Origin of the sequence: Qipengyuania citrea (assembly GCF_024171405.1) — a bacterium.
GTDB lineage: Bacteria > Pseudomonadota > Alphaproteobacteria > Sphingomonadales > Sphingomonadaceae > Qipengyuania > Qipengyuania profunda.
Map to the genome: position 1 here is coordinate 2,227,302 of NZ_JALJZT010000002.1, position 25,428 is coordinate 2,252,729.

Genomic DNA, 25,428 nt, shown 5'->3' on the forward strand with positions numbered 1-25,428 from the left:
CATCATGAGCAATGTCTGGTCGCGAATGCCGCATTGGTCGACGCTGGTACAGCGATGGACCGAAGCGATGGAACGCCACGGCGTGGACCTCGAAGAGGGGCTGACGACCGTGGTCGACGTCGTATGCGACGACCTGTCCGAATTGCGGACCGTCTCGGGCCTGCGCCACATGTGGATCGATCGCGGCTCGAGCCTTTACGACCGTCCCATTCCCGCCTTCCACCTTCTCTCGCTGGAAAGTCAGAAATCGCGCCTGCACGACGCAAACGAAGTACTGCGCGCACTTGGCGAGACCGGTGGGGACCTGGAGCTGGTTCCTGCCGTGATGATCGCCGCAACCGCCGCCGGCTATGACGATCACGACGACAGCCTGCAGGCGGCGGGAAGAATGGCCACGGCGCTCCTCGAAGCACATGCGATCAATCCTCCTCGGCAGGACAGGCGGCCGGTGTTCCTCATGGAGGACCGGTTCGACCTCGGTGGACTGGCCTCGGAACGCCTCGCCGACGCGCTCGCACGCGAACATGCCGGCATATTCCGGAGCATCATGGCGGCGCGCATCAGGTACCTCGTCAAGACCGCGGATGGTGTCCGCATTCCCAGCCGCGAGGAGCTGGCCATCGGCCTGCCCGGTGAATTCGATCTCGCCTTCGGTGCGCGTACCAGACCAGTGACGAGTGGCTCACTTGACGGCGCACGTGAGGATACCACCAGGGTCGCGCTCTCCAGCCTCCCGCGCGACGAACTGATCATGATCCTGGACGCGATCACTGCTGGGCTCGCGGCGGGTTGTCACGACATCGATGCGGTGACCAGTTTCGATCCCGAACGACGTTCGAGCAGCTACTTCGGACCGGCCATCCGCGCGACCGTAGACGCCAATACGAGAAACGGATGGCTCCTCCGGGTGAGCCGCCCCACTCTGATCACCATCAAGCCTGAGGACGCCGATTCCTGCACGGTCCTCGTCGGTCTGGACGGTTCGGTCAGGACCGAGGACATCGAGGCGCTGGGCAGACTCATGGAGCGCGCCATCGAAGCCGGTAAGCGCATCGACGCCGAAGGGCTCAGGATCGAGGATTGGGAGCATGTCGATCCCCGTGATCTGCGGGTGGACAGCCTGACGAGACGCATCGCCCACCTATGGGGAATTGATCTCATCCACGATGTCCGGTGGAGGTGGGGTGACGAAGGAAAAGAGGATCCGACCCCGATCTCCGAAAAGAACGTCCGTTCGATCGGCCTCAGGGCCACTGACCGGAGAGTGCATATATTGCGCCAGTGGCTGCCTTGCCCGCGCGATGGAGCGTTACTGTTCGAGGACGACGGACGGACGCAAACCATCCGGACGCCTCGTGCCATCGGCCGAGACGCGTTGGACCGGCCCATCGCGGAAGTCCTCGGTCAACCCGATCTGGCCGATATCCATGATGTGATCGTCGACGACATCATGACCGATGCGGACGGAAGAAGCGTTCTCTACCTCCGCTCCCGTCCCACTTCACTGCCGTTTCCCGACGAATTCCGAAGAGCGGAGTGAGACAGACAAGCCATGATTTAACCTTGGAGAACTGGCGACCTTGTCCTAGAATCAGGATGAACGTCATTCTCCTCCCAACCGACCGAATGACAGGAGAAGAATCAATGAACACCACGTTGCACAAATGCATCTGGCAGGTGCGCAATTGCGCAGTGAGACACCCTCACATTCTAACTAAGGCATGCCAGTAGTAGGCGGCCTCTGGTGACGTCCGGGCGGCCCTAGGTGCACCTCACCAGCCACGATTGCCGATATGAAAGGCCCCGCCACCGGAACATCCGGGGCGGGGCTTTTTCGATCCGCTATGGGATCGTAATGGCGGGGTCGCTCAGGCGACCGCCTTGTTGCCGAGACCGGCGGGAATGCGCGCACCTTCCTTGAGGTAGATACGGTTGTCGTCGATCTTCTCGACATCGTCGAGCGGCAGGAAGTGGTGCATGTCATCACCGCTGTCCGACTTGGTCAGCTTGATGGCGTCGCCTTCGACTTCGTCGACGGTTCCGACATGCTGGCCCTTGGCGTCGGCGATTTCCATGTGTTCCTTGATGCGAATCTTCTCGAACATGTAAATTCCTTTTGTTTTGCGTTGCTTACACCCTACCAACGGGCGGGCAGTGGCTTTGGTCCACGCTTCGCCGAAGCTGGTGCACGGCGCAGCCGACCCCCCCAAGATTTCTTGGGGCCGGACGCTCTCTCGACTGACGGGGCGCTCAAATTAAGGGCTTCGGCCTTCCGCGCGTATCCTGCGCCGCCCCGATGCTCTCGACAGCCGACCGGGACGGGCTAGTATTAACCAACCGGCGCAAGGCGCATTTAATCACCCATGCGCGGGCATTATTCAGACATCCCGTAATATCTTCGGATGGCATTCTGCATTGTCTTTGGGAGGAGGGGGAATTCGGTAGTGCACTCTCCATACGTATGTCCGGGGCACGGCCATGGGCGGGCTGAGGAATTTCTTCGAGGATTTCCTGGCGTCGCTTGACCATGCCGAAAGCGCGGATGCGATCTGGACCGCCGCGCTCGATGCGATCGGCCGGGTTCCCGTGTCCGGCGAGGTCCATGTCTTCTACCGCGATACGGAGCAGGAGCAGCAGGCGGCGACCGCGCTGTCCACACAAGCGCTCGGTGCCTCTGGGCCGGCTGTTGCCAGCAGCGTCGCGATCTCCGCATTCCCCTTCGGCCAAGTCGCCCGCGATGGGGCGGATGCGAACGCGGGCAGCATCGGGCAGTTTGTCGAGCGACCGGGCACGGGCGACAGGTCGACCATGCAGGCCATCGCCATCACCGTCGATGACCCGCCCTGCGAAGGCAGGGCCGGCCTCCCGGTGGTGCGCGATGCCAGCGCCCCCGACCGCGGCGTCCTGCCTGAGGATTTCGCCGACGACGTGACCGCGGCGCTCGATGACAGCTACTGGATCTACCTCTCGGCGGTGATGCATTTCACCTATGCCTATCTCGAGAAAATCGCCGGACCGGCGCCAAAGCGCCTGCGGCCCGCGCTGAGCGGCCGCCAGGCCGATGTCCTCGCGGGTCTTGCAGCGGGCAAGCGGCAAAAGGAAATCGCCTACGACCTCGGCATCAGCGAAAACACGGTGGCCTATCATGCCGCGCGGCTGCGCCAGCGGCTCGGCTGCAGCCATTCGAACGAGATCGTCGCGGCGGCCTATCTCAGCGGTCTGCTACGGTCTCCCGATCCGCGCCGCAGCTAGCGACCACGAATATGGTAATAGGAATCGATCTGGACGCGCCGGTAGGCGCGCTTCCCCGATAGCGCCCTGAAACTGCCGCGGATCATGACGTCGACGATTTGGCCCACAACCAGCAGGACTACCCCTAGCAGCGCCATGGATCCGAAGATCGGGGACAGCGGAAAGGTCCATACATGACGCCGCAGCAATTTGCTGGGCCAGGCAGAGGTGGCGATACGAACCAGCAATGAGGCGAACACGAGGCTTGCCACAAGGTAGGTACCGACCCCGGTCGCAACGTCATCGAGCCCGATGGACATGTCGATCTCCAATTCTCGCCTGCGCGGCGCGCAATTGCACATCTGCCGAAAGGCGGGAGCCGCTCGACCGGTGCCCGGCCCGGGGAAATGGACGGATTCGCTTCCTGGGTGTTCTGGTGAATCACCCCCCTGCCGTTAATGATAATGCCCAGCGGGCCGTGCAGCGACAATACCGAGGAACCTTGGGGTTGACGCAAAGCGCGGCGGGCTATCCAGCGCACAATGGGGCGCTCCGGTCGCGTGGCATGCGACCGCCGCGGGTACGGCGAGCGGCTGCTGCTTTGAAGAATCGCGCGGTTCGTCGCACATCGCCCCCGCGCCCCCGGGCGCATCTGCGGTTGACCACATCTTATCCCCGCCGAATCATTCCCGCTTGCCTTCGAATCCGGGTTCTGATTCCCTATATGAGTCGTTCACGCTGAATCGGAGAACTACCAGATGTCGTTGCTCGAAGCCCGTAAGACCTACAAGCCCTTCGAGTACCCCTGGGCCTACGACTTCTGGAAACGCCAGCAGCAGATCCACTGGATGCCCGAGGAAGTGCCGCTCGGCGAGGACTGCCGCGACTGGGCGCAGAAGCTCACCGAGCACGAGCGCAATTTGCTCACGCAGATCTTCCGTTTCTTCACCCAGGCCGATGTCGAGGTGCAGGATTGCTACCACGACAAATATGCGCGCGTGTTCAAGCCGACCGAGATCAAGATGATGCTGACCGCCTTCTCCAATATGGAGACGGTACACATCGCCGCCTATTCGCACTTGCTCGACACGATCGGCATGCCCGAAAGCGAATATTCCGCCTTCCTCGAATATGAGGAAATGGCCGACAAGCACAGCTACATGCAGCAGTTCGGCGTCGACAATGACGAGGATATCGCGCGCACGCTGGCGATGTTCGGCGGCTTCACCGAAGGCATGCAGCTGTTCGCCAGCTTCGCCATGCTGATGAACTTCCCGCGCTTCAACAAGATGAAGGGCATGGGCCAGATCGTCAGCTGGTCGGTGCGCGACGAAAGCCTGCACTGCGAAGGCATCATTCGCATGTTCCACGAATTCGTGCGCGAGCGCGACTGCCTGACCAAGGCGGTCAAGGAAGACATCATCGACATCTGCCAGAAGTCGGTGCGGCTGGAAGACAATTTCATCGACCTCGCCTTCGAAATGGGCCCGGTCAGCGGCATGACGCCCAAGGAAATCAAGAAGTACATCCGCTATATCGCCGACTGGCGGCTGGGCCAGCTGGGCCTCCAGCCGATCTACATGATCGACGACCACCCGCTGCCCTGGCTCGCCCCGCTGCTCAACGGCGTGGAGCACGCCAACTTCTTCGAACAGCGCGCCACCGAATATTCCAAGGGCGCCACCACCGGCGACTGGAACTCGGTCTGGTCGAGCTTCGACAAACGCACCAAGGCCAAGGCCGCGAACGAGGAAGAAGCCGCGGACGATGGCCCGGGCCTGTTTGGCGATGAGGCTGGAGCGCAGGCGGCGGAGTGAACTTAGACAACCGGACGCCAGGTTGCTTGGTCGACAAAAGACTTGAGTAGTATTATTCCGAACTCGAAACTGAAAGAAACTTGGGGCTTTTGCGCGGACTATGCGGCTAGTTTCTGGAATTTGTGCATTCTTTTTTCCGGCGCTTCTCATTTTGATGGAGCAATTTCTTAAGCCTGTTGAGGCTCAAAATTGGGATTTCGCTCCGGCAGCTCTTTGTGCGTGTTCCGTTTCGGTATTAATATCATCATTCCGTGTACACACCCGCAAAACGGGAAGCCATGCGGGTGTGGAATACACGCGCCAGCTCACCTCTGAATTATATGCTACCTACGTCACGTTTTTTATTGCGATAGCTCTCATTGCGATATGGGCCATGGTAATTGGCGATGTTTATGAGAAGAAGGTGAAATCAGGCCTCTTTGGTCTTTCCCTGACCTATACCTTAGGGCTGGCGTCCTATCTATTGGCTCAAATCACCGTTTTCGTAAAATCAGCTTCATATGAGCGGTAGTATGCCACTATTCTATGAGATCGCTATCGCAGTCGTTTCGGGGCTTGTTGCTCTTCTAGCAGCTCGCAAGGGTCGCGAAATATTTTCGAAGTTCGTGGTTAAAGATGGCTTCGAAGAAGTTATTGTCAAAGTCGGCCGCCTGCAGAAAGAAGAGAGAATCGATGTTGATTCATCAAAGCATAGCGTCGATCAAGTAGTCAAAAGATACTTGGACGATGAACTCATTGTGCACGAGGCGTTGATGAAAATATCCGACTCAATCGAAACCTACAGCGATTCGATGCCTTTCGATTTCGGTATTCGTAGCGGTGACGCAATAATCGGGATCGAAGTAAAGTCGATTTTCAATCCGAAATCCAACATAGGTAGGGTCTTAAATCCCGCAAATTTTAGTAATCATAACCGATCTGGATTGGTCGACGGATTGGTTTACGTTATCTTTAATCATTCCGAATTGGAGCTGGAGGGCGTAAATCCAAAAATTAGCGGTCCGCGCCCCATGGATTTTGTGCTGTTGAATGTTTGTGAAGATGTTGAAGGAAACATGATGGATAGCACCGTAAGCTCGGAGGAATTATCTCGAAGCCTTACGCACGCGGTATCGAAAATGCGGAGTGAAATTGCGTTGAATGAATAACGCGAGTCTGAATGAACCTATCTTGTTCGGATATAAGCTTTGAAACGCGAAAGATTTTTCTCGTTCAGCACCACTCCCCTCTTCCCCCACCCCAATAACCCCGCGCGCCGCCCTCGCGGCGCATGAAGTTCGCCAGCCGGTCCTCGCCGCCATCGGGGCGCAGGCGGTAGACGGTCCTTAGCGCGCGGCCGTAGCGGTCGGTGGGTTCGTCCAGCCGGTGCGTCATGCGGAACGGGCCGCGGTTGAGCCAGCCTTGCAGCCCGCGGGTCGAGGCTTCGGCCTGCACCGCCTCTGCCGGGCATTCGGCGTCGCGCTCCGCCGTGTCGATCCCGACCACCCGCACGCTGGTGTCGCCCATCTTGAACGTGTCGCCATCCACCACGCAGTAATAGCCGCGGCCCTGCCCGCGGCGGGTGCAGGGCCCTTCGATCACCTGCGGTTCGCTCGGCAGGAAGCCCGGGCACGGGAAAGGCGCAGGGCAGCGTAACAGGGATTACAACCAGCCCCATGCCTGCGGGTTGCATCCCGTGCCGCGATGGCAGAAAGACCTATCGCGTCAACGCGCTAGCGGCGTCTCGCCGACCGCCTATCGAGGGAGATACAGCGGTGTCGAAATTGCAGGTGCTCGAACTCGCGACCTATTATCTGATCGCGGTCAATTTCCTTACCTTCCTCGCCTTCGGCTACGACAAGATGCAGGCCGAGAGAGGCGGCTGGCGTGTGGCCGAGGCGACGCTGGTGTTCTTCGTCGTCATCGGCGGTATCGTCGGCGCGCTCGCCGGACGGGCGCTGTTCCGGCACAAGATCCGCAAATCCTCCTTCACCGCCAAGCTGGGGGGCGGGGTGCTGCTCAATCTGGGCATCGTCGGCGGGCTTGTTGCGTTGGAGAACCGGACGTCGCCCGAAGAGCAGGCGCGGCTCGATGCGATCATGGCGAGCGTCCATTACCCCGGCTGCAACGAAGTGCGCGCTGCGGGCAAAGCGCCGCTGCGCTATGGCGAGCCGGGCTACCGGACCGACATGGACGGCGACGGCGACGGGGTCGCCTGCGAACCGCATTACTGAGCCGCCCGCGCGAACGGCTTGCGTCGTATCCACTACGGTGCGAAGCTGCGGGGGCACCATCCCGTGACAGGAGTATTGCCATGACCACCCGTTTCACCGCCGCCGCCCTTCCGCTGGCTGTCGCATTCGCTCTCGCCGCTTGCGGCGAAGCCGAGGACACCACCTATGAAGTCGACGCGACCGATGAAGGTGGCGGCGAGCTGATCGTGACCGAGGAAGTGCCCGGCGCGGTCGAGGTTGATACGCCCGACACGCCGATGACCAATGTGCCCGAGGATGGCACCGAGCCGGCCGGCGACGAGGCCAGCGACGCGGAACCCATCGCGCGATAGGCCAGGCCCCCGCGCCGCGCTGTCGGGAATCTCCTATACGCGCGGCGGGCCGTGCCCCTAGCGTTTGCCGGTGACCGCAAGATGGCGGCATCGGCACTCTTGGGGGAGAGCGGAAATGGGCCTGCGAAAACTTGCCTTGGTACTGAGCTGTGCGGCGCTGGGGGGATGCGCCTCGTTCGACGGAATCCAGGAGCCGGTGATGGCATCCGATGCGGCGGTAAACGTCGCCGTCGGGAGCTACGGCCTCGCGCCGACGCTCCAGCAGATCCAGACGGAAACCGACAAGAAGGCCTATCGCAACCGCGTGATCAGCGTGTGGTTGCTGGCCATCGACACGCGCTACGATGCCTTCCGGCGGGACCTGTCGCGGGGCCGGAAGGGCTCGAATGTCGGTCTCGACATGCTGACGCTCGGCCTGACCAGCGCGGGCGCGATCTGGGATGGCGCGGCGAGCGAATTGTCCGCCCTCGCCACGGGCGCGGGCGGGGCGCGCGCCAGCCTCGACCGCGAACTGTATTTCGAGAAGACGCTGCCGGTGCTGATTTCCTACATGGATGCCGAGCGGCTCAAGCTGCGCGGACATATCATGGAAGGGATGGCGAGCCCGATCGGCGAATATTCGCTCGAGCAGGGCTTTTCCGACCTGTGGCGCTACCAGTCGGCCGGAAGTCTCGACCGCGCGATCGGCAAGGCCGCCGAAGGCGCCGCGGAAGAGATCAAGGATGCGGAATATGATTACAGCACCGCGATCGAGCTTTGTCTGCCAACCGAACAGCAGGATGTACGGCGGCGAAGTCTCTACAATCGGATGATCGCCGGCGTACCTGGTGACGAGTCCGCGGTGCCCGATGAGGCGCTGGCCCGCATCAACCGCGGCGCTGCACAGGCGGGCAAGTCCGCGGTCGCCAATGATGCTCCGCTCGCGAGCAAGTTGGGTCAGGCCTATGCCGCATCCGATCACCTCAACACATTGTGCAAGGAAAGCGAACTCGACGCTTTCGAAAACGCGGTATTCGGTGGAGGGCAGTAATGGCGCATATCATCCATAAACTGGCGGGACAGAACGCCGAGGACATTGGCCATGAATTGCGCGCGCGCGAGCTTTCGCTGATCCTGACCGATATCGGGACCGACGAGACGGACAATTACGGTGTGTATGCTCGCCGGCTCGTCATGCCTGCCAGTTCGATCGTGGTTCTCCCGGAAGCGTCCGTGCCGCCGGAAGACAGCGACTTCATCGCATCCGGCCCACTGGTCATCGGCGGTGTGAAGCAGGTCTTCCACGCTTACCGGGTCCCCGTCCGGGGCGAAGCCGCGGCGGCAGAGGATTAACGCCTACGCGGTGTCGCAAGGCGCTCCTGTCACCAGCCCCACGCAGCGGGTGGCGGTTCCACCCGCGCGTTGGCATCGATTTCGACGCGGAACACCCGGGTCGGGTCGTTGCGGCGCGTGAGCTGGTAGGCGAAGCGTGCGTTGGCGCTGCCGCGCGGTGTGACTTCGATCCGCCAGACATTGGTCAGCGACGCGCCAAGCCCTTCACGGGTGAACAGCGTCACGCTTTCGGCGTCCACGGGGAAGTCCTGCGCGCTCGCGCTGCCTGCGTCGGCAGTGGTCCCGCCATAAAAGGTCACTGCATCGGCCTCGCCATCGGCATGACGGTGGTCGTGCTTGAGCGTGAACCGCGTGTCTGCGCCGGTGCCTTCGCGGGTCACGATCCATGTGCGGCTACGGTTCCAGGATGGTTCTTGTTCTACCGCTTCGCTGCCTGAGGACGGGGGCGCTTCCTCGACATGGAAGGCGATCGCCACGCGGGTCTCCTCGCACTCGGCCCAATGCGCGACCATGCGCTTGCCCGCCCAATCGGCATCGCGCGCATCCGTGCTGGCGAGCCCGCCCGCATAGGCCTTGCCGCAATGGCTCGACAACGCCTGCCAGAATGCCTCCTGCGGGTGGGCAAGGGTGCCAGCGGCGGGGCCGGGCGCGGGCGCACAGGCGGTAAGGGCGAGAGCCGCGAGCGGCAGGAGAAATCGGGCGATATGCATCGCGCCAGCCTAGGGGCTGGGCCAGCCAACGCAAAGCCCGATGAATTTCGCGCTCGCGCCGCATGCCCGCGCAAAAAGGGGCGACGGGATTGACCCGCCGCCCCCGATGCGGCCGCTGTGCGGGAAGAGGAGGGATCGCCCGCCGCGGCCGATCGTCTGGTTTATCCTCAGCGCTCGGGCTGGGTATCCACCGTGGTCTCCGCCTCGGCATCTACCGTGGCGTCGACACCGGGTGCCGAAGCATCGGCATTGGCGCTGCCATCGACCTGCGTTTCGAGATCGGCGGCCTGCTGCGTTTGCTCGGCCGTGTCTTCGAGGCGGTCCTGAGCGGCGTCGGTCGCTGCCTCGGTCCGCGTGCGGGCCCGCGTTGCGGCGGTCTCGGCCCGATCGGTCACGCTGTCGGTCGTGCGCTGGGCGCGGTCGAGCGTCGGCTGTGCATCGACGCGGGCATTGGCGGTCGCATCGACGGCGCCGGTGACCGGTCCGGCAAGCTGCGCGCTCGCGGCGGTGGCGCCGGTGGTGGCAAGCAGGGCGGCGGCTAGTGCGGTAAGCTTGGTCATATCTGCGTTTCCCGTTTTCGTTCTTGGGACCCGGGATACGGCGGGGGCGGCGATCCGGCTCCCGCAATTGCGCCGAAATGTGCCCTGCGATTGGCGGGGCGAGCCGGTTCATCACCCGTTTATCGCGGGTTTATCTGCGGTTCATGAAGCCCAGCCATCGCCGCCCCTCTTCCAATTTCTTTGCCTCGCGGCCCCGCCGCCGCTATTTCGCCGCCGATGAACGAGACACGCGATATCCACGCCAAGGCCGAAACGCTGATCGAGGCGCTGCCCTATTTCCAGCGCTATGCGGGCCGCAGCTTCGTGGTCAAATATGGCGGCAATGCCATGGGCGACGAACGCGCGGCGCGCGAGTTCGCCGAGGATGTGGTGCTGCTGAAAGCGGTCGGCATCAATCCGGTGGTGGTCCACGGCGGCGGTCCGCAGATCGGCGCGATGCTCGAAAAGCTCGGCGTCGAGACGACCTTCGTCGATGGGCTGCGGGTCACCGACAAGCAGACCGCCGAGATCGCCGAAATGGTCCTGTCGGGCGCGATCAACAAGGCGATCGTCGGCTCGATCGCGCGCGCCGGGGGCAAGGCGATCGGGATCTCGGGCAAGGATGGCGGGCTGGTCACCGCGACCAAGCTGCAGCGCACGCGCAAGGACCCCGACAGCAATATCGAGAAAGTGCTCGATCTCGGCTTCGTCGGCGAACCGGCCAGGGTCGATACGGCGATCCTCGAAACCGCGACCGGTGCGGGGATGATCCCGGTGGTCGCACCGATCGGCGTGGGCGAGGACGGCCATACCTACAATATCAACGCCGACACCATGGCGGGCGCGCTGGCGGCGGCGCTGGGCGCGGCGCGGCTGCTGCTGCTGACCGATGTTCCGGGCGTGCTGAACAAGCAGGGCGAGCTGCTCACCGATCTGACGCCCGCCGACATCCACCGGCTGCGCGATGACGGGACGATCTCGGGCGGGATGATCCCCAAGCTCGAAACCTGCGTCCAGGCGGTGGAATCGGGCTGCGAGGCGGCGGTGGTGCTCGACGGGCGCGTGCCGCATGCGATGCTGCTCGAATTCTTCACCGCCCGCGGCGCGGGTACGCTGGTCAGCCGCGGGGTCTAACCCGTCGGATGGGGGTAGCGCGGGGCGTGTCGCGCTTGTAGGACGCGCGACACGGCAGCTTCAAGGGAACGCTCGATCACATGCAGGCGCTCAGCACTATCTACCAGATCATCGCCATGCTCACCAACGTACTGGTGATGCTGATCATCATCCAGTTCATCATCGGGCTGCTGTTTGCCTTCAACGTGGTGAACCGGTCGAACGAGTTCCTCGCTGGCTTCTACATGGCCATCAACCGCTTCCTCGAACCGGTCCTGCGTCCGATCCGCAACCTCCTGCCCAATACGGGCCAGATCGACTTCTCCCCCCTGGTGCTGATCATCCTGCTCAACATCGTCCTCATCGTTCTCGGCAATGTGATCTACGGCTGATGCCGGCGCAGGTCATCGACGGGAAGGCATTCGCCGCCAAGCTGCGCGAGCGCGTTGGCCAGCAGGCCGCGAAATTCGCCGAGGCGGCGGGCCGCAAGGCCGGTCTCGCGGTGGTGCTGGTGGGCGAGGACGCGGCGAGCCAGGTCTATGTGCGCAGCAAGCACAAGGCGACCGTGGCCGCACACATGGAAAGCTTCGAGCACCGCTTGCCCGCCGATACGGCGGAGGCGGACCTGCTCGCGCTGGTCGCGCAATTGAACGCCGATCCGGCGGTCGACGGTATCCTCGTCCAGCTGCCGCTGCCCGATCATCTCGACGAACAGGCGGTGATCGCCGCGATCAGCCCCGACAAGGATGTCGACGGCTTCCACGTAACCAATGCCGGGCGGCTGGCCGTGGGTCAGAGCGGCTTCGTGCCCTGCACGCCGCTGGGCTGCATGATGCTGCTGACCGACCGGCTGGGCGATCTGTCGGGCCTCGAAGCGGTGGTGATCGGCCGCTCGAACATCGTCGGCAAGCCGATGGCGCAGCTGCTGCTCGATGCCAATGCCACGGTCACCATCGCGCATAGCCGCACCAAGGATCTGCCCGGCGTCGTCCGGCGCGCGGATATCGTGGTTGCGGCGGTGGGCCGGGCCGAAATGGTCAAGGCCGAATGGCTCAAGCCGCAAGCGACGGTGATCGATGTCGGTATCAACCGCCTGCCGCCCGAACCGGGCGCGGACAAGGGCCGGTTGGTCGGTGATGTCGACTATAGCGGGGCGCAAGGCGTCGCTGCGGCGATCACGCCGGTCCCCGGCGGCGTCGGACCGATGACGATCGCGGTGCTGCTGCGCAACACGCTGGTTGCGGCCTATCGCAACGCCGGTCTCGACCTGCCCGAAGGCGCGCTGTGAGACTGGCGATCGCCCTGCTGGCGCTGGCGCTGACCGCCTGCTCCACCGGGCCGAACCCGCGCGACCGCTATGTGCGAATGCTCAAGCCGACCGCCAATCCTTCGAAAGTGGTCGCCGCCGAGCTCGGCTTCGCGCGCATGGCGCAGGACGAAGGGCAGTGGACCGCCTTTCGCGAATATGCCGCCGATGACGGCGTGATGTTCGTCCCCGAACCGGTCATCGCGCGCGACTGGCTGAAGGGCCGCGCGGATCCCGCGCAGGCCGTGCGCTGGCAGCCGCATCACGTCTGGTCGAGCTGCGACGGCTCGCTGGCGGTGACGCGCGGTGCCTGGCAGCGGCCCGATGGCTCGAACGGCTATTTCACCACCGTGTGGCAACGCCGCCGCGATGGCGAATACCGCTGGACGCTCGATCAGGGCGATAGCCTCGAGACACCGCTCGAAGCCCCCGAATTCGTGCGCACCGATGTCGCCGACTGCCCCGCTCGCGGGCTCGCCGCCGAACTGCGCGAACAGGCCGAACAATCGCGTCCGGTGACAGGCGGTACCTATTTCGACCAGGTCAGCGCGGACAGCAGCCTGTTCCTGACCTTCGTCGTGTCGCCCGATCTGTCGCGCAACTGGAAACTGATGCTGCACCGCGACGGCATGATGGTCGACGCCATGACAGGCAGCGTAATCGCACCTTCGGAGGATTAGCATGACCGCGCTGTTCTTTTCGGCTTTCATAACATTGTTCGTCGTTATCGACCCGCCCGGCTGCGCCCCGATCTATGCCGGGCTGACCAAGGGCGCGGCCCCTGCCGAGCGCCGCAGCATGGCGATCCGCGCAGTGGTCATCGCGGGCATCATCCTCATCGGCTTCGCGCTGTTCGGCGAGGATCTGCTCGACGCGCTGCATATCGAGCTCGACAGCTTCCGCATCGCGGGCGGCATCATGCTGTTCCTTATCGCGCTGGAAATGGTGTTCGAGAAGCGCACCCAGCGGCGCGAGGACCGGGCCGAGAAGGTCGCTGCGACACCTGAAGTCGAGGATGTCTCGGTGTTCCCCATGGCGATGCCGATGCTGGCGGGTCCCGGCGCGATCGCCGCGATCATGCTGCTGACCAATGAAGCGCGCGGGACCGAGGAAACGCTGGTCGTTCTCGGCGCGATGCTGGCCGTGCTCGCTCTGACCGCCGCGGCGCTGATTGCCGCAGGTCCGCTGATCCGCGTGCTGGGCGACCGGGTCGAGGCGGTGATCACGCGGTTGCTGGGCGTGCTGCTCGCCGCGCTCGCGACGCAATATGTGCTCGACGGGCTGAAGGGCACTTTCGTCGGGTGACGCGGCCCGGCGCCGGTTTCACCCGCCGGCGGCGCCTACTGCAAGGTAACGATTTCGTCGCCGTCGTCGCGCAGCGCAAAGAACTGCATCAGCTGGATCATCAATTCGCATCGCTGCTTGAGGTCGGGCACTTCGAGCAGGGCCTGTTTCGAGGCCGGGTCGAACGGGGCGATCTGCGCCACGCCATTGATCAGCGTTTCGTCGTCGAGCCGTGCGACCGAGTCCCAATCGACCGAATAGCCCTGCATGTCGGCAAAGCGGCGCGCCTCGAATTCGAAGCCGGCCCGCTCGACGCTCGAAAGCACCTCGTCCTCGGACTCCTCGATCAGCTCGGCCTCGACCTGGCGGAATGCGGTTGCGACATCGATTTCGCGCAACACGCGAAATCGCGATTCGCCGTCGAGGACGATGTTGTAGCGCCCGTCTTCGAGCGCCTCGACATCCGCGATCCGTCCCACGCAGCCGATCTCGTAGAGCGGGGCACCGTCCTTCGACTGCTGCGGCTGGATGATCCCAATCAGGCGGTCCTTGGCCAGCGCATGCCCGACAAGGTCGCGATAGCGCGGTTCGAAGACATGCAGCGGCAACTGCAGGCCGGGAAACAGGATCGCACCGGGGAGGGGGAATATGGAGAGACGGACGCTCAAGCTGCAGCTTACCCGAAGAGGAGCTTGGAGAGGCGGCGGCGCGTGTTCACCACCCACGGGTCTTCCAGTCCGACCGCTTCGAAGATCTGCAGCAGCTTGGCCTTGGCCGCGCTCTCGTTCCACTCGCGATCGGTTTCGAACATGCCCAGCAGCTCGTCGGCTGCAGCATCGCGGTCGCCCGCCGCAAAGGCCGCCTCGGCATATTCATAGCGCGCCTGCATGTCGCCGCCGGCGGCCTTGTCCTTCAGCGCTGCCAGTTCGCTGTCGTCGACGCGGTTGCCGGCCAGTTCGAGCGCGGTCTTGGCCTGCTCGACCTGTGGATCGGCGGCCAGCGCCGGATCGGCTTCGGCAGCCGCCAGCGCAGCCTGTGCCTGTTCGACATGCCCGGCCTGCACCAGCGCGCGGACCAGTCCGGCATGCGCGGCGGCATTGTCGGGCGCCATCTGCACGACCTGCGCGAAAATGCCCGCGGCGCGTTCGGCATCGCCTTCGGCCAGCACGTCTTCGGCCATGGTCACGAATTGCGAGACATCCTGCTGCGGCTGTCCGGCGGCGGCGCCCTGCTCCCCGCCCGCCTGGATCGGCAGCTGCGCAAGGATCTGGTCGAGCGTCTGCTTCATCTGCGATTCGCTACGCGCATTGGTCAGGTCGGCGACCGGCTGCCCCTGGAACAGCGCATAGACGGTGGGGATCGATTGGACCTGGAACTGCGCGGCGATGAACTTTTCCTCGTCGACATCGACCTTCCTGAGGATCACGCCCTTGTCGGCATATTCCGCCGCGACCTTTTCGAGCATCGGCGCCAGCGCCTTGCACGGGCCGCACCATTCGGCATGGAAATCGAGGATGACCAGCTGCGACATCGACGGTTCGACGACCTCGGTCTTGAAGCGTTCGACCGCTTTCTGTTCATCCATGCTCAGACCCATGCTCGCCACGTAAATCCACCTTTCGTTCGAAAATCGCGTCTGCCCCATGTGGGCATTCGCACGCCAATGTGAAGGAGCGCCGGTCCACCCGCAAGAGCCGCAAAAATTCTGCAATTTTCGGCTTGCGGGACTCAGGGACCGCTGCTAGTTGGCCGCCTCCCCACCGGGCCTACGGGTTCCGGTAGCGCCAGTGAGCGGGCGTAGCTCAGGGGTAGAGCACAACCTTGCCAAGGTTGGGGTCGGGCGTTCGAATCGCCTCGCCCGCTCCATTTTTCGTAGTCAATTCAACGGCTTAAAGAACCGTTCTTGAAGCTGACTAGCGATTTTTACGGCAGGTGACCACCGGGTGACCACCGTTTTTACGCTGGAGAACAGGTCGTCTCGGACGGCTAGATATTCGCCAGACGCGTACCAACCCGTCCCACCGCCGATCCTGCGAGGGCACTGGCGATTCGCGACATCGGAGCCCTCGTCGGCGCTGGCCTCGTGATCTCTTCGAGACTACCGACAACTAGCTGGCCATATTGTGAATCGGAATGCCCACTCGCCTTCATTATCTACATTGGCGAATTCGCCAAAGCGCGGCGCCGGGCAAAAAGTACTGCATCAGGCGGAAGACGACCGACTGCTTTGAGTCCCGAAAAGTAGGTATTGCTGACTATTTTCTTCCAACCTTGACGATTTATCAAAGACCCGCGAGCCACTGTTATTCGCGACCGGGTGTCGATGCGTATGTCCAGGCTGCACGCTAAAGGTATCGATGCGCCTGCCAACGGGCGTTTTCATCGCCCGGTCACATCCGCAATTTGCGGGCTGATTTATAATGGCATTATAAGTTGGCCGTTTTCCTTGCTCAGCTTCAGTCTTGGGGTTGCGACACAATGAGTCGTGAATCCAGAAAGAGGAGTAAGTGATGAAGGATTTCGAACATAATGAGAATGAGGTCATTGACCTCGGAAAGGCCTCGGTGGAGACCAAGGGCAACGCCCTGTTCGATATCGATGTGAGCAGCGGCCGACTGTCCTATGCGACCGGCCTCGCCGAAGAGTGAGCCTCGCGGGGGCGCGCGTTCTAGCAGGACCGCGCCCCTTCGCTGCAATCCTACTGCCGTGACCGAGTTCAGCAGCAGCGATATCGCCTGGGCCGAATGCAGCGGCAGGTTCGTTTTTCTCGATATTGCCGAGGATCGCTACTTTCAGCTGCCAGCGCCTCGCGAGGAGGCTTTTCGCGCCCAGGTTAAGGGCCAAGACTGGTATCAACCAACCGCTTTCCCGCGCCCACCTGAATGGACCAGACCGCGTATTGTTTCGCCCGAGATCCATGAGGGCCCCTTCCGGCTGGCCCGCGTTTCAGCGGCAATCTGGACCCAGCGCCGGATCGAGCGCCGAATTGCAACGCGTTCTTTCCGCGAAGTCCTGCTGGAGCTGAAACGCCCGAAAGGTCCGCTGGTGACCAGTGATACAAGTGAGACCGAGCGGGCTATTGAGCTTCGCGCCTTTGAACACGCCCGGCTCCTGCGCAGTGCAGCAGATCGCTGCTTGCCGCGCTCGATTGCGCTATCTCTGCGGCTGGCCCGGCGCGGTATCCACGCCCATATTGTTATAGGCGTCAGAAGCGATCCGTTCGGCGCTCATTGCTGGGTCCAGCACGGCGAGGCCGTGCTCAACGACACTGCCGAGGAAGTGCTGCGGTACACGCCGATACTGGTTGTATGACCACACTGCGCTTTGCTCTCGCATTGCCGCGCCTCAGATCGGGGGCGTCTGCTCGGCTGCAGACGATGCCAAGCCTGAAGGATCTGTGCGGCGATATCCCGCGGCTCTGGACAGCGAGAGACACGCGTGTCGCGGATCTTAGCTCTGCCGGATGTGTGATCGGCACGCTCTTCTCCCGGGACACCGCGCATCGCGTTTCTCAGTTGCCAGAGGTGGGTGCTCGCTCTGCGAAATGCCTCGCCGCCAAACTCGCCGCGAACTTCTGGGGTGCCTATATCGCAATTCTGCCCGATCAGGACCGTAGCGATTTGGCTGTACTGCCGGATCCTTCCGGACTGGTTCCGATCTACCGCCTGGTGACAACAACCCATGTGGTGCTCACCTCTGATCCGAAACTTTTCGAGCAGGCCTGCGGCAAGAGGATGAGTATATCTTGGGATTCTCTGGCTCGCTTTTCGATGTGTTCCGAATTGCGCGCGAGACAAACCTGCCTCGTCGGTGTCGACGAGCTTCGGCCCGGTGCCTTGACCTATCCGGCTGCTTGCGATTCCGAAGAATTCCCAATCTGGCGCGCGCAGCAGTTCCTGCCGGGCAGACTATCGCTCTCCTATGATGAAGCGAGATCACACCTTCGTGAAATGGCGATCCGTGTCATGGGCGCATGGGTCGACGAGCTTGGGCCCGTAGCAGTGGCGGTGTCGGGCGGCGTCGACTCTTCCCTCGTCTGCGCCGCGCTTGCGAGGGCGCAAAAACCGTTTTCCTGCGTCACGCTCGCGACAGCGGACAGAAGCGGCGACGAGCGGGACTATGCTCGCCTTCTGGCGGAGCACCTGGGTGCAGAATATGCCGAGCGGATTTACGATCCTGCGCGTTTCGATCCCCAAATCAGCGCCTCGGCCGGTCTTCCGCGTCCGAGCCGCAGATCGTTTCTGTCGACCATCGATGCGCTGCTCGCCGATGCCGCAGGTGACCTCGGAGCGCAGATCGTCTTCGATGGCAATGCCGGCGACAATCTGTTCTGCTTTCTTCATTCAGCGGCGCCGGTCGTCGACCACTTGCGTGTTGAGGGACCCGGACGCGGTGCGGTCGCAACCATTCTGGACATGTGCCGGGTTACCGGCTGCGATTTGCCTGCCATGGTCAAGGCGACGCTAAAGCGTTTGGTGCGCCGCCCATGCGGCGAATGGCCTTGCGACCGGCGTTTGCTTGCCGATCATCTTGCATCGGATGAGCCGCTGGACCCCGTAACACCCTGGGTCGATATCGATGTGGGGCGCCATGGGGGGAAACACGATCATCTTGCCCTGATTATGCGCGCCCAGCACCATGTTCACGGGCTTGGCATCGGGCCTGAACGCTTCTCACCACTGATGAGCCAGCCTTTGCTCGAATTGTGCCTGAGCATCCCCACATGGCTTTGGGCCAAAGGCGGTCGCAATCGTGCGCTCGCGCGCGACGCTTTTGCCGCTGACCTTCCGCCGAGCCTGTTGGCACGCACCTCCAAATCAGGACCAGACAGCTTCATCCGCCTCGCGTTCCACCACCATCGAAGCGCCCTTCGCGAATTGTTGCTCGATGGCCTGATTGCACGGAATGGATTGCTCGACCGCGCAAGTGTTGAAGCCGCATTTGAACTCGATACGTCGCTCGATGGATCGACCATCTACCGGCTTCTGGATCTGGCCGAGGCCGAAACCTGGACCCGGTCATGGCAATAAGGATTGCCCGTCGAAACATTTCAACTCTTCGGAAGAGGGGGCGCCTTCCATCTCGCTCCACCGCCGGTATTGCTGCACCCGTGCCGGATCGCAGTTGATACGATCCATCAGCCAGAATTCGAACCATTCGGTCGATCGCTCGTAGATCGCCTGCCGGTGGGCGGGCTGCCATTTCACATGCGTTTCGTTCTCCAGCACGTAGAGTTCGATGGCCCGCCCGCGATGCGAATAGGTTTCTATCACATCGAGGCCGCCTTCATATTCGCTGTCGCCAGTCTGGATGAGGATCGGCACATCTACCGTGTCGACATTGAGGATGAGCGACATGGGTCTCCAGAATTCTTCGGTCCCGGCCTCGAAGTGGCGGTAGCCCATCGCGCGAACGAAGTCTGTAAACCGGGGCCCGGCTGCCGTCGGATAGGAATACATATCTTCGCAGCATGAGCCCATAGAGGCCACTTGGAACAGGTCGGAGTTGATAAGAGCCCACTGCACTGTTGATCCGCCGTCGCTGAATCCGCTGATGCCCATCCTCCCGGCATCGACCGCACCCGTTTCGATGGCGAGCTCGAGCGCGATCTCCAGGGACGACTGCACTCTGCGGCGGTCGATCCAGTCGGCGCGGTTGGCGCGGACAAGCTCCTCTTCACTCGTTGCGGTGAGCGCTGCAGCCGAGAAGGTCGGGCGATCAAAACTGAGCACAGCAAAGCCGCGGTTTGCCAGCGGGTGGATCGGCACTTCGTCGCCGGTCCCGCCGCGCAGGAAGCCGTCACTGGTGTATTGCACGACCACCAATGGGTGTTGCTGCCCCGGTCTGTGATCGGGCGGCAGAACAAGATCGGCGAAGCTTTCCGAACCATATGCATTGCGAAACCGGAGCCGCTGTACGGTTCCGAAAACTGCGTTCGCCAGGTCTGGGTTGGGATCGTAGACCACCCGCTCGGCGCCCGTTCGGATATCGATGGCAACGATGCGCCGGGGCCTCGCAGCCCCTTCGCGCGCGCAGATCAGTTCGTTTGCAAAAGGGCTGCACCCGATCAGAACGTCATCGGTTGTCAGCAGCGAACGGGGCTGGCCCTCCTCCATATCCCAGCGCAGGATCGCCATCTGGCTGTTCGCCCAGCCCGTTCCCTGGAGGGCAAGCAATGTCTGGCCTGCGGTTGTCCACCACAGTTGGCGGATCCCTTCGCACGCCTCCGCATCGCAGGAGATCCGGCTGCCGCCGGGCTGCATCACTGCGATGCGCGATGGACTTATCAGCCGGTCGGGATGCTTGGGTTCAAGCCACGCCGCATATCCATCCGGCCCTGCGGCATATTCGCGTGCTTGCGCAGGCAGAGTGGCAGGCCGGTGGGCAACGAGAAGCTCGGCCTCGCTGGCTGTCGCCGGACGGACGCTGCCATCGCCGAGGGCCACGAAGACATATTCCGGGGCAATCTCACCAGTCGGGATCGGGCGGTCGGCAAATTGCGGGGAGAAGCGATCGTCAAACAGGAAGCCTCGCGCAGCCTCTTGCGCAATCGCTTCTGCCTGCTGGCGAATGCCCGGACGTGTTTGCACGATGAGGCCATTGCCGTCAGCCGTCCAGGCAAAGCGGTCGACATCGTCGGGCATGGCCGTTGCCCGATGCGTTGGATTTCCGCCTGCTGGATCGGCAATCCAAACCTGCGTCGAACCATCGATGCGCTTGAGATAGCCGATGCGTGCGCCGTCAGGAGACCAGCGGGGCGCATTGGGCCTGTCCCATCCACCCATGATCGTCGGAAAATCGCGGAGCGGAAAGTCATCCCGGATAAACTCACCGCCCCTGTCGATTTCGGTTTCAGTCTCGCTTCCATCCATCGTGGTCACCATGAGCCTCAGGCAATACGCATTGGCTTGCGGGTTTGCGCGCTTCACAACAAAAGCGATCCGTTCGCCATCGGGCGAGATTTCGAACGCCGAAGGCGCGCCGGTCGGAGCTGTCCTGCCGATGTCCGCAATCCGGACCTGGTCGTCGAGCGTGAATGCCGATCTTTGCGCTTGCGCGCTGCTCGGCGTTTCATCGAACAAAGCACACGGGTCCTGGTCGCCAGGATCGATATATGCCGTCGGCACGATAGTCTGCGAAAGAGCGGCGGCAAGCAGTATGATTGTCACCAGTGCCTCCGGATGCCGAAGGTGACGAACCGCCCGATCGGCGAATAATTGGTTGAATCATAGGGTGTGTCGGTCGGCCCAGTCTGGCCGAGCGTTTCGGGTTCGTCGTCGAACAGGTTCTGGATCGTGAGCGAGATTTCGAGGCCTGGTTCGCGGCCCTCACCGCGAACAATTTCATAGCTCAGGCCGAGATCGACCGTGGCGCTGGGCGAAAGGCGGCGCTCTTCCTCGAAGCGGCGGTCGCGCAGCGCGCCGATATAGTTGGCGGCGATATTGGCCGCGAACCCGCCAGACTGATAGCGTGCCGTACCTCGCGCACGGTAGCGTGGTGGATTGAAAACCGTTCCGGCGAGCTGAACCTCGGGCAGATCGGGCGTGACCTGTTGCTGGCTATCGAGAAAACTGCCCGAGAGATCGAAGGAAAGTGACTGTTCGTCGCCCAGGTTCTGGTTCCAGGCGATCCTCGCATCCACGCCTTCGATGGCCCAAACCGCAACGTTTCTGTTCCGGTTGTCGACAAAGGCGGCAACATTGGCGGGATCGTAGGGGGAGCCCGAGAAGTTTTCGAGACCGAAAAGCGATCCAGCAATGAGCTCGGATAAAGTTGTCGGATCGGGAGAGAAATCGATCAGGTTTGCAAACCCCGGGTCGCGGAAAGCAGCCGCAATCGAGCCCGCAATCGGTCGCACCACCCGGTCTTGATAGCGAATGTCGTACCAGGTGGCCGAAAACGTCAGTTCGGGAATGGCGACCGGCTGCAGTTCCACACCCGCGGTCCAGCTGCGCGCGCGTTCCGATGTCACGTCCGGATTGCCGCCGCTTGTGAAAAACACCGTGTCGGACCCCGTTCCGGCGCCGAATACGGCCGCTGGCAGCAGAATGGTCTGGTAGGGTATGAAACGCTGAAAGAGGGTCGGAGCCTTGAACGAGCGCGCCCAGCTGCCGCGCAAAGTCAGCCCTTCGACCGGTGCGTAGCTTAAGCCAAAGCGCGGCGTTGTCTGTTGATCGAGGCCTGGATAATCTTCGTGACGCGCCGCCGCCGAAAGGGTCAGTTCGGCGACTCCATCGATTGCATTGCGCGGCGAAACGACCGGCAAGAAGAGTTCGCCATAGGCAAAACGCGCGCGCTGCGTCTTGTCGAAAGCGATCAGTAAATTTCCCGCTTCGCTGCGGCTGAAATCGAGCGTGTTGTTTCGCAGACCCGCACCGACAGCGAGACGCGCCTCGCCTCCGGGGAGCGTGAACAGCGGACCCTCCAAACCCGCTTCGAGTGAGAAGACCTCGTTGCAAAAACATCCCTCGGTTACGCTCGAAGATCCATCCTGCAGCGCGAAGGCGGTCCGGTAGTGCGTCCGGTCGCGCCCAAACACTCCCAGCACTGTTGCCTGCCAGTCTCCTGCGACGTCGAATTTCAGTGACGGGGCGAGCGTATAGGATTCCACCTCGGGGTCGGCTTCCGATCGAAATGCCGATGATGCGGCCACGAGCGTTGAGCTTCGGCTTGAATAAAGCGCGTCGATACTGGCCTCGAGGCCTGGCGCGAGTTCATGATGCCCCGAAAGCGTAACGGCATGGCGTTGCTGCGAGGGGAAGAGCGTGGTCTCCGGATCAAGCGAGCTTGCATAGGAGCGCTGGCCAGCCTCGATCGCCGAATTGTTTGCAAAATCGTAAGCGACGAAGAACCCGCCCCCGCTCCAGCGCGTGCCCGCCACTATATCGGCCTGCTGGCGGAAATTGCCGCCATCTGTGCTTGCGCCGATCTGCGCGGATGTCGTGATGCCTTCAAAATCGCGGCGAAGGATTACATTGACCACGCCCGCGACGGCATCTGAACCGTAGAGGGCCGAGGCTCCGTCCGGAACGACTTCGATCCGGTCGACCGCCGCGAGCGGGATGGATGAAATGTCGACCCCTGCAAAAGCGGAATCATAGGGTAGCCGGTGGCCGTTGAGGAGTGTCAGCGTCGCATCTGGTCCGAGACCGCGCAGATTTGCGCTTGAGGCCGAGTTTACGTTGCTGTTGGCGAACCCTGCGCCTGATCCAATACCTGGATTTTGCCCGCCGGAAAAGTTCTGCGGAAGTGTCCGGATCGCTTCGCCCAGATCGATCTGGCCCGCTTCGACGATCGCCTCGCGGTCGAGCGAAATTGTATCGCCAATGATCCGGGCGCCCCGGATCCGCGTTCCTGTAACGACGATCGCGTTGTCCCCGCTGGCGACATCCGGGCGATCGTCCTGCACTTCATCGACTTCCCTCTGGGGCGGCCCTGCGGATTGGGCGAGAAGCGGCGAAGAAAAGCCTGTCAGGGCGGTTCCTGCCAAGAGCGCCGTAATGGTCCGGATTGTCGATTGCATTGTCATCTCCCTGATCTGTTGCGATTATGTCGCCACAGGGAATGACGCAGGCATTCACGAGCACCTTAGTTTCAAATGAAATTAAATTTGCAAGGCCTGATCTTTGCGCGGTAGATCTGTCGCGCTCATTCAGGCCCGATCAGCGAAAACCGTGCGAAGATGCGCGAGCGCTTTCATCATGTGATAATCGACTGTCGGCAGCGCGATGCCCAGCTCTTGGTGGATCTGACGGTAGGATTTTTTCTCGAAGCGGTTCATCCTGAAGATGCCCGCCGTTTTCTCGGGCAACTGCTCCAACGCGGTCTCGAAGCGCCCGGTCGTCTCTTCCACCTCAATTCTGTCTTCCTGCTTGGCGCAGCACGGCGCATCGGTGTTTTCGACCAGTGGCACCGTCTTGATACGGCATTTCTGTCTGCGGGCTTCATCGACCAGCAGGTTGCGAGCGATCCGGAACAGAAACCCTGCCGGGTTCCGGAGATCTGTCAATTGCGGGCTGGTCGCTGCGCGCACGAAAACGTCCTGCACCAGATCGCGGGCTCGCTCATTACCGACGCGGCGCGAAAAATAGGCAAGCAGGCATGCGCTCTCTCGGCGGTACAGGGTGTCGAGCGGGCAGGGCGAGCTAACCCGAACATGTGGTGCCGGATATCGCGCCACAGAGTTCGATAGTCGATGATCGTCTCGCCGGGTGTCGGCAGAAAGCTGGTTCATGCAATGGGCTGGGAGGCAACCGCAATCGGCGCTCGTCATTGCAAGCCGAGTGCGGGATCCAGTACTGTGCCGCCGTTCAGGACGTATCGACGTCCCTTGACCGGTTGGGCCGCCGGGCCTTGAGCGGACCGGCGTGCATGATGGCTGGCGGAAATATCCACGCGGTCGGTGCCAGAGTTTCGAACCGCGCGGGTCGAATGTGCCCAAGACAAAAGCAGCTTGCAAGGGGCAAGTGCCTCCATTTTCGAGGCAGCATGATAGGCGCTCGGCACTGCGGTCGCGCCGATATAGGGCGCTCACATGCCCACTACTGGGGAGGGCTCCTCCGCATGCTTGGAATGTCCGCTGTTATCCCGCGGCGCTAGCCATCCGAGCCGAAAGGAGGTGCTCTATGGCTCAATCATCCGCCGACGATACTGGTACAGGCGACTTCGATTTTTCGGACTTCGCGCAGGAATTCCTGCGACGCAATCCGGCCTACAAGGATCAATATGCCGGACTTCATGTGCGCGATACCGGCGACAAGAAACCATCCGCCGCGCAGCGAATGGCTCGGTCATGGGGCCTAGAATTTCCCGTTCGATCCGAGTGTTTCGGCCGCAGACAGCCCGGCGATCTGGAGAAGCGATGCGAACGCAAGCGTCGTTATCGTGGCTGGCGGCGCCCGGGACCTTGCCGGAATCAGAGGCACATTGGCTGAGTGCAAGGTGATTGCCCAGCACGAGAACGATGCCGGACAGCACATGGTGGTTTCCGATACGCGAAATCGTCACCGCGTCCTGTTGGCGCGCGAGCCATCTCCCGGCATTGATGGCTATGTCGTCCCCGACGATGCCGATCTTGGTGTCCGCGTAGCAGCTCTCAGTGAATTCCACCGGTCGAAAGAGGGCGCGGCGACAAAGGCGCACCATCGGCTCCTCAAGCCATCTGCTTACAAACGCTACAGGCTGAGCATCCTGCTTGCCATTCTCGATCTGCTCGAAGACGCTTCACCCAAGCAGGTGACATTGCAAGAGCTCGCCAAGGCACTGATCTATCCAGGCCTCAAAGCGGGCCGCGCGATCGACTGGAAAACATCATCGCATCGCCGGCAGACACAGCGCCTCGTCGCCGAAGCGCATCGCATGGCGGCTGAGGGTTATCGTGAATTGCTCAATCCCTCACGGGGCAAGCGTTGTGCGAATTAACTGGCGTCGAAATCGTATTCGCCCGGCTGGCCTACCAGTCACAGGCCAGACGACTATCAGGCCTACGTCCTTGCAAAGACTTCCCAAATTCGCTGAAGTCGTTATGCCTCTCCTTGTGGCGCGATCTGCA

At 62.2% G+C, this 25,428-nt stretch carries 29 protein-coding genes and 1 tRNA gene; 20 read left to right on the forward strand and 10 right to left on the reverse strand.

Translation table 11 applies throughout. From position 1 onward, the window contains the following. Positions 1–4: 4 nt before the first annotated feature. Entirely contained in the window at positions 5–1,540 is a 1,536-nt protein-coding gene (locus J2S32_RS11790) for a hypothetical protein (RefSeq protein WP_156491301.1), read from the forward strand. A 328-nt stretch (positions 1,541–1,868) separates the two neighbouring features. On the opposite strand, the gene J2S32_RS11795 is transcribed toward J2S32_RS11790, so the two are convergent. Next, positions 1,869–2,105: a DUF2171 domain-containing protein gene (locus tag J2S32_RS11795; protein ID WP_253521615.1), complete on the reverse strand. Its 237-nt coding sequence runs from the start codon at positions 2,103–2,105 to the stop codon at positions 1,869–1,871. Between the two features lie 373 nt (positions 2,106–2,478). Between J2S32_RS11795 and J2S32_RS11800 the strand changes: the two genes are divergently transcribed. Next, complete coding sequence (locus J2S32_RS11800) at positions 2,479–3,252, forward strand: response regulator transcription factor (protein WP_253521617.1); 774 nt, start codon at positions 2,479–2,481, stop codon at positions 3,250–3,252. Here J2S32_RS11800 and J2S32_RS11805 read toward each other — a convergent pair. Further along, complete coding sequence (locus J2S32_RS11805) at positions 3,249–3,551, reverse strand: hypothetical protein (RefSeq protein ID WP_253521619.1); 303 nt, start codon at positions 3,549–3,551, stop codon at positions 3,249–3,251. The genes J2S32_RS11800 and J2S32_RS11805 overlap by 4 nt on opposite strands. A 438-nt stretch (positions 3,552–3,989) precedes the next feature. Between J2S32_RS11805 and J2S32_RS11810 the strand changes: the two genes are divergently transcribed. The 3 genes from J2S32_RS11810 (at position 3,990) to J2S32_RS11820 (ending at position 6,196) form a co-directional block, all read left to right on the forward strand. Continuing rightward, positions 3,990–5,048, forward strand: a complete 1,059-nt coding sequence (locus J2S32_RS11810) for a ribonucleotide-diphosphate reductase subunit beta (RefSeq protein WP_253521621.1) — start codon at positions 3,990–3,992, stop codon at positions 5,046–5,048. Between the two features lie 154 nt (positions 5,049–5,202). Next, positions 5,203–5,559, forward strand: coding sequence for a hypothetical protein (locus J2S32_RS11815; RefSeq protein WP_253521623.1), 357 nt, complete (start codon positions 5,203–5,205; stop codon positions 5,557–5,559). Then, a complete protein-coding gene (locus tag J2S32_RS11820; protein WP_253521625.1) occupies positions 5,549–6,196 on the forward strand; it encodes a hypothetical protein in 648 nt (215 codons plus the stop codon). Before J2S32_RS11815 ends, J2S32_RS11820 begins: the two co-directional genes overlap by 11 nt. 64 nt (positions 6,197–6,260) lie before the next feature. Here the strand turns inward: J2S32_RS11820 and J2S32_RS11825 are convergent, their stop codons facing one another. Further along, positions 6,261–6,629, reverse strand: coding sequence for a thermonuclease family protein (locus tag J2S32_RS11825; protein ID WP_253521627.1), 369 nt, complete (start codon positions 6,627–6,629; stop codon positions 6,261–6,263). Positions 6,630–6,802: 173 nt separating this feature from the next. Between J2S32_RS11825 and J2S32_RS11830 the strand changes: the two genes are divergently transcribed. From J2S32_RS11830 to J2S32_RS11845, 4 genes are all read left to right on the forward strand, one after another. Next, complete coding sequence (locus J2S32_RS11830) at positions 6,803–7,261, forward strand: DUF1294 domain-containing protein (RefSeq protein ID WP_253521630.1); 459 nt, start codon at positions 6,803–6,805, stop codon at positions 7,259–7,261. Positions 7,262–7,341: 80 nt separating this feature from the next. After that, a complete protein-coding gene (locus J2S32_RS11835) occupies positions 7,342–7,593 on the forward strand; it encodes a hypothetical protein (RefSeq protein WP_253521632.1) in 252 nt (83 codons plus the stop codon). Positions 7,594–7,792: 199 nt separating this feature from the next. Further along, entirely contained in the window at positions 7,793–8,623 is an 831-nt protein-coding gene (locus J2S32_RS11840) for a hypothetical protein (protein ID WP_253521633.1), read from the forward strand. Continuing rightward, on the forward strand, positions 8,623–8,925 hold the full coding sequence (locus tag J2S32_RS11845) for a hypothetical protein (protein ID WP_253521635.1): 303 nt from the start codon (positions 8,623–8,625) through the stop codon (positions 8,923–8,925). The genes J2S32_RS11840 and J2S32_RS11845 overlap by 1 nt, the downstream gene beginning before the upstream one ends. Before the next feature lie 29 nt (positions 8,926–8,954). On the opposite strand, the gene J2S32_RS11850 is transcribed toward J2S32_RS11845, so the two are convergent. Together J2S32_RS11850 and J2S32_RS11855 are read right to left on the reverse strand one after the other, a co-directional pair. Next, positions 8,955–9,635 (reverse strand): hypothetical protein, encoded by a 681-nt coding sequence (locus tag J2S32_RS11850; protein ID WP_253521638.1) that lies wholly within the window; start codon positions 9,633–9,635, stop codon positions 8,955–8,957. Between the two features lie 167 nt (positions 9,636–9,802). Beyond that, entirely contained in the window at positions 9,803–10,195 is a 393-nt protein-coding gene (locus tag J2S32_RS11855) for a hypothetical protein (RefSeq protein WP_253521641.1), read from the reverse strand. A 216-nt stretch (positions 10,196–10,411) separates the two neighbouring features. Between J2S32_RS11855 and argB the strand changes: the two genes are divergently transcribed. The 5 genes from argB (at position 10,412) to J2S32_RS11880 (ending at position 13,898) form a co-directional block, all read left to right on the forward strand. Then, complete coding sequence (gene argB, locus J2S32_RS11860) at positions 10,412–11,308, forward strand: acetylglutamate kinase (protein WP_253521643.1); 897 nt, start codon at positions 10,412–10,414, stop codon at positions 11,306–11,308. Between the two features lie 80 nt (positions 11,309–11,388). After that, positions 11,389–11,679, forward strand: a complete 291-nt coding sequence (locus J2S32_RS11865) for a YggT family protein (RefSeq protein WP_253521646.1) — start codon at positions 11,389–11,391, stop codon at positions 11,677–11,679. Further along, positions 11,679–12,575 carry a bifunctional methylenetetrahydrofolate dehydrogenase/methenyltetrahydrofolate cyclohydrolase FolD gene (folD, locus tag J2S32_RS11870; protein ID WP_253521649.1) on the forward strand — a complete coding sequence of 299 codons (897 nt, stop codon included), beginning with the start codon at positions 11,679–11,681 and terminating at the stop codon, positions 12,573–12,575. Before J2S32_RS11865 ends, folD begins: the two co-directional genes overlap by 1 nt. Continuing rightward, positions 12,572–13,273: a YybH family protein gene (locus tag J2S32_RS11875; protein WP_253521652.1), complete on the forward strand. Its 702-nt coding sequence runs from the start codon at positions 12,572–12,574 to the stop codon at positions 13,271–13,273. The genes folD and J2S32_RS11875 overlap by 4 nt, the downstream gene beginning before the upstream one ends. Before the next feature lies 1 nt (position 13,274). Further along, positions 13,275–13,898, forward strand: a complete 624-nt coding sequence (locus J2S32_RS11880; protein ID WP_253521656.1) for a MarC family protein — start codon at positions 13,275–13,277, stop codon at positions 13,896–13,898. Positions 13,899–13,933: 35 nt separating this feature from the next. Here the strand turns inward: J2S32_RS11880 and J2S32_RS11885 are convergent, their stop codons facing one another. After that, the gene (locus J2S32_RS11885) at positions 13,934–14,545 is read right to left on the reverse strand and encodes an LON peptidase substrate-binding domain-containing protein (protein ID WP_253521658.1); all 612 of its coding nucleotides are present in this window, start codon (positions 14,543–14,545) and stop codon (positions 13,934–13,936) included. Between the two features lie 8 nt (positions 14,546–14,553). Then, positions 14,554–15,474 carry a tetratricopeptide repeat protein gene (locus J2S32_RS11890; protein ID WP_253523092.1) on the reverse strand — a complete coding sequence of 307 codons (921 nt, stop codon included), beginning with the start codon at positions 15,472–15,474 and terminating at the stop codon, positions 14,554–14,556. A 194-nt stretch (positions 15,475–15,668) separates the two neighbouring features. Here J2S32_RS11890 and J2S32_RS11895 point away from each other — a divergent pair. The 4 genes from J2S32_RS11895 (at position 15,669) to J2S32_RS11910 (ending at position 18,907) form a co-directional block, all read left to right on the forward strand. Then, positions 15,669–15,743, forward strand: a tRNA-Gly gene (locus J2S32_RS11895). A gap of 644 nt (positions 15,744–16,387) precedes the next feature. Further along, a complete protein-coding gene (locus tag J2S32_RS11900; protein ID WP_253521660.1) occupies positions 16,388–16,525 on the forward strand; it encodes a benenodin family lasso peptide in 138 nt (45 codons plus the stop codon). Positions 16,526–16,583: 58 nt separating this feature from the next. Then, complete coding sequence (locus J2S32_RS11905; RefSeq protein WP_253521662.1) at positions 16,584–17,189, forward strand: lasso peptide biosynthesis B2 protein; 606 nt, start codon at positions 16,584–16,586, stop codon at positions 17,187–17,189. Next, a complete protein-coding gene (locus tag J2S32_RS11910) occupies positions 17,186–18,907 on the forward strand; it encodes an asparagine synthase-related protein (protein WP_083437435.1) in 1,722 nt (573 codons plus the stop codon). Before J2S32_RS11905 ends, J2S32_RS11910 begins: the two co-directional genes overlap by 4 nt. Here J2S32_RS11910 and J2S32_RS11915 read toward each other — a convergent pair. From J2S32_RS11915 to J2S32_RS11925, 3 genes are all read right to left on the reverse strand, one after another. Beyond that, on the reverse strand, positions 18,896–20,959 hold the full coding sequence (locus tag J2S32_RS11915) for an Atxe2 family lasso peptide isopeptidase (RefSeq protein WP_253521664.1): 2,064 nt from the start codon (positions 20,957–20,959) through the stop codon (positions 18,896–18,898). The genes J2S32_RS11910 and J2S32_RS11915 overlap by 12 nt on opposite strands. A gap of 83 nt (positions 20,960–21,042) precedes the next feature. Next, entirely contained in the window at positions 21,043–23,400 is a 2,358-nt protein-coding gene (locus J2S32_RS11920) for a TonB-dependent receptor plug domain-containing protein (RefSeq protein ID WP_253521668.1), read from the reverse strand. Between the two features lie 129 nt (positions 23,401–23,529). After that, positions 23,530–24,111 carry an RNA polymerase sigma factor gene (locus tag J2S32_RS11925; protein WP_253521671.1) on the reverse strand — a complete coding sequence of 194 codons (582 nt, stop codon included), beginning with the start codon at positions 24,109–24,111 and terminating at the stop codon, positions 23,530–23,532. 391 nt (positions 24,112–24,502) lie between these two features. Here J2S32_RS11925 and J2S32_RS11930 point away from each other — a divergent pair, with 391 nt between their 5' ends. Both J2S32_RS11930 and J2S32_RS11935 read left to right on the forward strand, forming a co-directional pair. Beyond that, positions 24,503–24,811: a transcriptional regulator domain-containing protein gene (locus J2S32_RS11930; protein ID WP_253521674.1), complete on the forward strand. Its 309-nt coding sequence runs from the start codon at positions 24,503–24,505 to the stop codon at positions 24,809–24,811. 7 nt (positions 24,812–24,818) lie between these two features. Further along, positions 24,819–25,298 (forward strand): DNA -binding domain-containing protein, encoded by a 480-nt coding sequence (locus J2S32_RS11935; RefSeq protein ID WP_157052183.1) that lies wholly within the window; start codon positions 24,819–24,821, stop codon positions 25,296–25,298. The last annotated feature ends 130 nt before the right edge of the window (positions 25,299–25,428 follow it).